The organism is Acidovorax sp. LjRoot204, assembly GCF_056175785.1.
The window spans coordinates 1-6,587 of the sequence record NZ_JBGFFF010000200.1; the positions used below are offsets into that span (position 1 = coordinate 1).

The 6,587-nt window shown below is 64.1% G+C and carries 10 protein-coding genes; 6 read left to right on the forward strand and 4 right to left on the reverse strand.

Features of this window, described 5'->3' with window-relative positions:
- The 4 genes from thrC to moaD form a co-directional block, all read left to right on the forward strand.
- Window positions 1-1,293 (forward strand): threonine synthase (thrC, locus tag AC04MI_RS22285; protein WP_476498729.1); only part of this gene is annotated, 1,293 nt, incomplete at its 5' end.
- A gap of 144 nt (window positions 1,294-1,437) precedes the next feature.
- Window positions 1,438-2,007, forward strand: a complete 570-nt coding sequence (mobB, locus tag AC04MI_RS22290; protein WP_476498730.1) for a molybdopterin-guanine dinucleotide biosynthesis protein B — start codon at window positions 1,438-1,440, stop codon at window positions 2,005-2,007.
- Window positions 1,992-3,245 carry a molybdopterin molybdotransferase MoeA gene (locus tag AC04MI_RS22295; RefSeq protein WP_436075547.1) on the forward strand — a complete coding sequence of 418 codons (1,254 nt, stop codon included), beginning with the start codon at window positions 1,992-1,994 and terminating at the stop codon, window positions 3,243-3,245. The genes mobB and AC04MI_RS22295 overlap by 16 nt, the downstream gene beginning before the upstream one ends.
- Window positions 3,242-3,493, forward strand: a complete 252-nt coding sequence (gene moaD / locus AC04MI_RS22300) for a molybdopterin converting factor subunit 1 (RefSeq protein WP_056061518.1) — start codon at window positions 3,242-3,244, stop codon at window positions 3,491-3,493. The genes AC04MI_RS22295 and moaD overlap by 4 nt, the downstream gene beginning before the upstream one ends.
- 33 nt (window positions 3,494-3,526) lie before the next feature.
- Here the strand turns inward: moaD and dapA are convergent, their stop codons facing one another.
- From dapA to AC04MI_RS22315, 3 genes are all read right to left on the reverse strand, one after another.
- A complete protein-coding gene (gene dapA / locus AC04MI_RS22305) occupies window positions 3,527-4,405 on the reverse strand; it encodes a 4-hydroxy-tetrahydrodipicolinate synthase (protein ID WP_436075546.1) in 879 nt (292 codons plus the stop codon).
- A 272-nt stretch (window positions 4,406-4,677) separates the two neighbouring features.
- Window positions 4,678-5,037, reverse strand: a complete 360-nt coding sequence (locus tag AC04MI_RS22310) for a hypothetical protein (RefSeq protein ID WP_436075545.1) — start codon at window positions 5,035-5,037, stop codon at window positions 4,678-4,680.
- A gap of 8 nt (window positions 5,038-5,045) precedes the next feature.
- On the reverse strand, window positions 5,046-5,300 hold the full coding sequence (locus tag AC04MI_RS22315; RefSeq protein WP_476498731.1) for a hypothetical protein: 255 nt from the start codon (window positions 5,298-5,300) through the stop codon (window positions 5,046-5,048).
- An 87-nt stretch (window positions 5,301-5,387) separates the two neighbouring features.
- Between AC04MI_RS22315 and AC04MI_RS22320 the strand changes: the two genes are divergently transcribed.
- Window positions 5,388-5,618 carry a hypothetical protein gene (locus AC04MI_RS22320; RefSeq protein WP_056061531.1) on the forward strand — a complete coding sequence of 77 codons (231 nt, stop codon included), beginning with the start codon at window positions 5,388-5,390 and terminating at the stop codon, window positions 5,616-5,618.
- 48 nt (window positions 5,619-5,666) lie between these two features.
- A complete protein-coding gene (locus tag AC04MI_RS22325; protein ID WP_056061533.1) occupies window positions 5,667-6,143 on the forward strand; it encodes a molybdenum cofactor biosynthesis protein MoaE in 477 nt (158 codons plus the stop codon).
- A gap of 94 nt (window positions 6,144-6,237) precedes the next feature.
- On the opposite strand, the gene AC04MI_RS22330 is transcribed toward AC04MI_RS22325, so the two are convergent.
- Window positions 6,238-6,465, reverse strand: coding sequence for a hypothetical protein (locus AC04MI_RS22330; RefSeq protein WP_476498732.1), 228 nt, complete (start codon window positions 6,463-6,465; stop codon window positions 6,238-6,240).
- Between the last annotated feature and the right edge of the window lie 122 nt (window positions 6,466-6,587).

Consider the following 6,587-nt stretch of genomic DNA (forward strand, 5'->3'; position numbering starts at 1 on the left):
GAGCAAGGCTATGCAGAGCTGGCGTTCCAGATCCTGTCGCTGTACGTCGACGACATTCCCGCTGCCGACCTGAAGGCCCTGTGCGCCAAGACGTACACCGCCGAAGTGTTCGGCACGGGCGAGATCGTGCCCCTGCGCCACCTCGAAAACAGTCTGTGGCTCGAAGCCCTGTCCAACGGTCCTACGCTGGCCTTCAAGGACATGGCCATGCAGCTGCTGGGCAACCTGTTCGAGTACGAGCTCAAGCGCCGAGGCGAGCAGCTCAACATCCTGGGCGCGACCAGTGGCGACACCGGCAGCGCCGCCGAATACGCGATGCGCGGCAAAGAGGGCGTGCGTGTCTTCATGACCAGCCCGCACGGCCGCATGAGCGCGTTCCAGCAGGCGCAGATGTTCAGCCTGCTGGACGAGAACATCCACAACATCGCCATCGAAGGTGTGTTCGACGACTGCCAGGACATCGTCAAGGCCGTCTCCAATGACCATGCCTTCAAGCACAAGTACAAGATCGGCACCGTCAACTCCATCAATTGGGCGCGCCTGCTGGCACAGGTGGTGTACTACTTTGCGGGCTACATCCAGGCCACCGAGACCAACAACCAGAAGGTGAGTTTCACGGTGCCATCGGGCAACTTTGGCAACGTGTGCGCGGGCCATGTGGCGCGCATGATGGGCCTGCCCATTGCCAAGCTGGTGGTKGCCACCAAYGAGAACGACGTGCTCGACGAGTTCTTCCGCACCGGCRTSTACCGCGTGCGCAGCAGTGCCGACACGCACGAGACGTCCAGCCCTTCGATGGAYATCAGCAAGGCCAGCAACTTCGAGCGTTTCATTTTCGACCTGCTGGGCCGCAACGGCCAACGTACCAAGGCCTTGTTCGGCGCTGCATTGCAAACCTACGGCCGCTTTGATTTGAGCGCGGAGCCGCTGTTTGCCGATGCCGCCACCAAATACGGTTTTGAAAGTGGCAAGAGCACCCACGCCGACCGCCTGGCCACGATCCGCGACAACTATCAGCGCCATGGCGTGACCATCGACACCCACACCGCCGACGGGGTGAAGGTGGCCCTGGAGCATCACCAAGACCCCAACGTACCGATGATCGTGCTGGAAACGGCGCTGCCCATCAAGTTTGCCGAGACCATCGTCGAAGCGCTGGGCCATGCGCCCGAGCGGCCTGCCAAGTTTGCAGGCATCGAAGACCTGCCCAAGCGTGTACAGGTGATGCCCGCCGATGTGGACTTGGTCAAGGCCTACATCGAACGCCATTGCTCCCCTGCAGCGTTGGGGTGAGTGGTCGGTACCTGCCTGTCCGCGTGAGCGGCCGGCAGATGCCGGGCGGGCCAGGACAGGGTCGTTTGTGGTCAATATTGCCCCGGGCGCTAGTCTGGTATGCACTTTAAGCTATAAATAACATAGCTAATCAAGGAGCAGTGGATGAAGGTTGTCGGTTTTGCCGGGTTTTCCGGCAGTGGCAAGACCACGCTGGTCGAGCAGTTGATCCCCGCGCTGCGGCTGCGGGGCCTGCGAGTGTCGGTGGTCAAGCATGCSCACCACAGTTTTGATGTGGACCACCCGGGCAAGGACACCTACCGCCACCGCGAGGCGGGGGCTTTCGAGGTGGTCGCTGCATCGGACAAGCGCCTGATGCTGGTGCGCGAGTTCGAGCAGCCTGCCACCCTCAGCGTGCACCACCTGCTGGCGGAGCTTTACCAGGGTGTGGACTGGGTGCTGGTSGAGGGYTTCAAGSACAGCGACCTGCTCAAGATCGAAGTCTGGCGMGCCCCCGAGCCAGGGCAAGTGGCCAAGCCCGTGCGTTACCCCGAAGACGACTTTGTGGTGGCTGTGGCCACTGATGCCCCCGAGAGCCTGCCGGTTGCCACGCAATTGCCCTTGCTGGACCTGAACGCACCCGACCAAGTGGTGGACTGGCTCATCCAGTACGAACACCGCTTTGAATACAACTGGGAATTGCACGGAGGGCTGCTGCCATGCGCCCCGCAATGAAGCCGCTCAAGCCGCTGGACGAGGCGCTGGCGGACCTGCTGGCGCACGCCCAGCTGCTGCCAGGCTCCGATACCGTCACCACCTTTGACGCCGACGGCCGCGTGCTGGCGCAAAGCTGTGTGTCGGCTCTGCAGGTGCCTCCCCAGGACAACAGCTCGATGGATGGTTACGCCTTGCGCTGCGCCGATGTGGCGGCGGCAGGGGTGGTGTTGCCGGTGTCCCAGCGCATTCCTGCCGGCAGTGCGGGCGACCCACTGCAGCCCGGCACGGCAGCGCGCATCTTCACCGGCGCTCCAGTGCCTGCAGGCGCCGATGCCATCCTGATGCAGGAAGACTGTGAAGCCCTTGCGGCGGCCGATGGCCTGGGCTCGGTGCGTATCAACGCCGTTCCGCAAGCCGGGCAGTGGATCCGCAGCGCGGGCGAAGACATCACCCGGGGTGCGGTGGTGCTGTCGGCTGGCACGCGTCTCACTCCGGCCGAACTGGGCCTGGCGGCCAGCATCGGTCAGCACCAGCTGCAGGTCGCGCGGCGCCCGCGCGTGGCGCTGTTTTCCACGGGCGATGAACTGGTCATGCCCGGCGAAGTCCCGCCCGAGCAGATGCGACTCGGTGCCATCTACAACAGCAACCGCTTTTTCCTGCGTGCGATGCTGCTACGCCTGGGCTGCGAGGTGACCGACTTGGGCATCGTGCCCGACCGGCGCGAGGCCACCATCGACGCCCTGCGCCAGGCCAGCAGCGCGCACGACCTGATCCTGACCAGCGGGGGCGTGAGCGTGGGTGAGGAAGACCACATCAAGCCTGCTGTGGAGACTCTGGGCACGCTGGACCTGTGGCAGATCGCGATGAAGCCCGGCAAGCCGTTTGCCTATGGCCAGATCCCGCGTGAAGGCGGTGCTGCCCACTTCATGGGCCTGCCCGGCAACCCGGTGTCGAGCTTTCTGACCTTTGCGTTGCTGGTGCGGCCCTTTGTGCTGCGGCTGCAGGGCGTGCAGGACGTGACTCCGCAGGCCGTGGCGGTGCGTGCCGATTTCACCTGGCCCAAAGCCGATAAACGCCGCGAATTTCTGCGCGTGCAGCACAACGCGGCGGGCGGACTGGACCTGTTCAACAACCAGAGTTCGGGCGTGCTCACTTCGGCCGCCTGGGGTGATGGCGTGGTGGACAACCCGGCGGGCCAGACGATTGCGCCAGGCGATATGGTGCGGTTTATCGCGTTTTCGGAGTTGCTGGGATGAAGGTCTCTGTGCGCTACTTTGCCTCGATCCGTGAGGCCATTGGGCACGGCAGCGAGGCGGTCGAAACCGCTGCCACCACGCTGGGCGCCTTGCGCGACGAGCTCATCGCACGCGGTGGTGCCCATGCCAGCAGCCTCGCGCGGGGCCGGGCCGTGCGCATGGCACTCAACCAGACCTTGAGCGACGAGTCCGCCACCCTGGCCGATGGGGCCGAGGTGGCTTTCTTCCCCCCGGTGACGGGCGGCTAGCCAGGGCGCTCCCGCGCTCGCCAGCACGTCACCTCAAAGCGCCTTCAAACGATCTTGCAGCGCCTTTGAGGCCGGCATCATCGGCGCGCGCAGTTCACTGTGCATCCACCCTGCATGCGCCAGCATGGCCTTGAGCGGGGCAGGGTTGGGCTCTGCAAAACACGCTTCCACCCAGGGTTGCAAGGCCTGCCACAAATGGCGGGCTGCGGGCAGGTCGCCCTGACGCAGCAATGCCATCAACTCCACAAAAAGTGGCGTCTGCCAGTGTGCACAGGCAGAGATGGCGCCTGCGCCGCCGAGGGCCAGCGTATGGAAGATCTGCGCGTCTTCGCCCGTCAGCACCTGCAGCCGGCCATCGGCGATCAGGGCCTGCGTCTTGGCCGTGTTGCCGCCACAGTCCTTGATGGCCTCTATGCGCGGATGTGCCGCCAGCGCCAGCAGCGTTTCGGTGGTGAGCGTGGCGCCTGTGCGGTACGGGATGTCGTAGATCAGCAGGGGCACCGCGCTGGCGTCGGCCAGAGTGCGGAACCAGTGCAGCAGGCCCTCCTGCGAGGGGCGGATGTAGTGCGGGGCGGACACCAGCAGGCCTGCCACCGGGTAGTGTGCAAGGGCCTGCACCTGCTCCAGCACCTGGCCCTGGTGGTAGCCCGACACGCCCATCACCACGGGCAAACCCTGGGCGGCGCTGAGCACGGTCTCCAGCACCTGCAGTTGCTCGGCCTTGTCGAGGGCCGCGGCCTCACCGGTCGAGCCGCAGGCAACGAAGCCCGCAACGCCGTCGGCACGCAGCCGGGTGGTGAGGGCGGCAAGGGCCGGGTGATCCACGGCGCCGTCCTTGAACGGTGTGACCAAGGCGATCCAGAGCCCGCTGAACAGCGGCTGGTGGGAGGTAGCGGTATCGGTGGCAGACATGCGAAGCATCCTTTCAGGGTTCGACCAGGGGAAGAACCGTCCGGAGGGAGCGCGCGCGGAATGCCGGGGAGTGAAACGAGAAAAAGAAATTTCTCTACCAGGTGGTTCCGTCGCTCATCCGGACGGAACCACAGCTCCGGTCAGATGAGCTCTGGTTTTTTGGTTTTGCCCACGCACTGCAACGCCACCGCAGGTGCGGCGGTCATGGCAAAGGGGGTGTGCGTGGACATGGGCCGCAGTATAGCCAAGTGCCCACCGTGTCCCAAGGTTGGTCAGCCTGCCTGCGGTGGCTGGGCAGCGTTGGCTGCTGATTCAGGCTGCGGCGGCACCAGCACGGGGCATTGCCACACCAGCAGCTCGGCCAGCCGGGTGACGATCCATGTCGCTTCGGCCACCGCCACGCCAGATTCGGCCGTGCACAGCCCCGCGTGGATGCGCTGCAGGATCTCGGTCTCGGAAGGCGCCTGCACGTGGTACAGCGTCTGCGCGTGCTCCACTAGGTGGCCTGCCAGGTCTTCGCACAGTTCGTAGCGGGCGCGCACGCCGTCCGCCTTTTCCGTCAGGCGCCCTCGGGTGTCGGTGTAAACCGCCATGAAGGAGGGCGGCACGTGGATCTGGTTGTCGTCATCCATGGGGTGGTTTAGTCGGGGGTGAACAGCCGTTCGAACTTGGCCTGAYCGGAGGCCAGCTCGAAAGTCACCACCTGGCCCATTTTCATGTCCGACAGGCGGCAGGCACCAAACAGCGTCGTTTTGCCCGCCAGCTCCATCACATCCAAGTCAATGATGGCGTAGGGGTGGGGCACGAAGACCTGGTGCTCGAACACATCGCGGACCGTATTGCGCGGGGATGGGTAGAGCTTGTAGAGATCGGTCTGAATCGTTTGTGTGGCCATGGGTGGAAAGGGCTTGGAAGATCACGTACCGGATCGCATGCGGGTACAGTGCGGGCGAATCGTACAGACAAACGTTATTACCAATCTATGGCACGCAATAAAAGTGAATGGCCCGCCAAGGTGCTGGCGTTGGTTAGGGGCGGCAACCTGCCCGCTGCCATTGCTCAGATCAAGGTGGCACCGACCGTGGGCGACGTCACGCGGCTGCAGGCATTGCTGGCGCAGTTGCCCCCATCGCCCGCACTGGCGCAGTTGAACAAGGTGGTGGAGGAAGAACGTGCCCTGCTGGCTGCGCCACGGCTGCATCGTTCGCCCTGAAGCGACTTTCTGTCTGAACTCCACACTACCTGCTGAGAGCCTTTTGTCATGACCTTGCCCCGCGTTTCTATTCAGACCGAGGACTTTGACCTGTCCACCGAAATCGCTACTCTGCGTCGTGAGAACAAGGGTGTGGGCGCTGTCTGCAGCTTCGTGGGCACCGTCCGTGATCGCAACGAGGGGGATCAGGTGTCCTCCATGGAGTTGGAGCACTACCCTGGCATGACCGAAAAATCCATCGAAGCCATGGTGGACGAGGCCTTTCGGCGCTTCGATATTTTTGGCGCCCGCGTGATTCACCGCGTAGGTCTGCTGCAGCCCCTGGACCAGATCGTGCTGGTGGCGGTGACCAGTGCCCACCGGGGTCAGAGTTTTCAGGCCTGCGAGTTTTTGATGGACTACCTCAAGACCCAGGCGCCGTTCTGGAAAAAAGAACAAACCTCACATGGCGCTCGCTGGGTGGATGCACGGGTGAGTGACGACGCAGCGCTCGCGCGCTGGGGGATCACGGCGGCCAACGCCTGAAAGAGCAACGGCCTTTTCGCAGCGCCGGCGCCACGCCCCGGGGTGTCTCTGAGGGATGCGGATGACTTCAGGCTTGGCAGCGTGGTGTGTGGGGTCACGGTTTGTGGGTGTATCCGAGGCAGGCGCCCGCATTGGCGCGCCCCTTGCACTCCCGATACAGCCGGCGGTCGCGTTCCGAGCGGCTTTCCTCGGATGAGCTTCGCTGCTGTTTCACCTTGGTGGATTTCTTTTTCTTGCTCACTTCGCTATGGCCGCTTTGGGTCGCATTTTGGGTGGTGGCGTGGCTTGCCCCGGTATGCAGCCCGAGGCCAAGGGCCAGCATCCACAAAAGCAGGGGAGCGATAACCTTGCGCAGTGCCACGTTGGTCGAGGGGTGGAGGGCCGGGGGGAATGGCATGTTGAGTGGTCCGGGGGAGTGAATGTTGGGATGCCGGGGCGCCGGGT

Coding starts and splice junctions, on each gene's coding strand:
- AC04MI_RS22295 (WP_436075547.1), top strand. CDS start 1,992: ATGCGCCCCGCAATGAAGCCGCTCAAGCCGCTGGACGAGGCGCTGGCG.
- dapA (WP_436075546.1), bottom strand. CDS start 4,405: ATGTCTGCCACCGATACCGCTACCTCCCACCAGCCGCTGTTCAGCGGG.
- AC04MI_RS22330 (WP_476498732.1), bottom strand. CDS start 6,465: ATGCTGGCCCTTGGCCTCGGGCTGCATACCGGGGCAAGCCACGCCACC.
- AC04MI_RS22325 (WP_056061533.1), top strand. CDS start 5,667: ATGACCTTGCCCCGCGTTTCTATTCAGACCGAGGACTTTGACCTGTCC.
- moaD (WP_056061518.1), top strand. CDS start 3,242: ATGAAGGTCTCTGTGCGCTACTTTGCCTCGATCCGTGAGGCCATTGGG.
- AC04MI_RS22320 (WP_056061531.1), top strand. CDS start 5,388: ATGGCACGCAATAAAAGTGAATGGCCCGCCAAGGTGCTGGCGTTGGTT.
- AC04MI_RS22310 (WP_436075545.1), bottom strand. CDS start 5,037: ATGGATGACGACAACCAGATCCACGTGCCGCCCTCCTTCATGGCGGTT.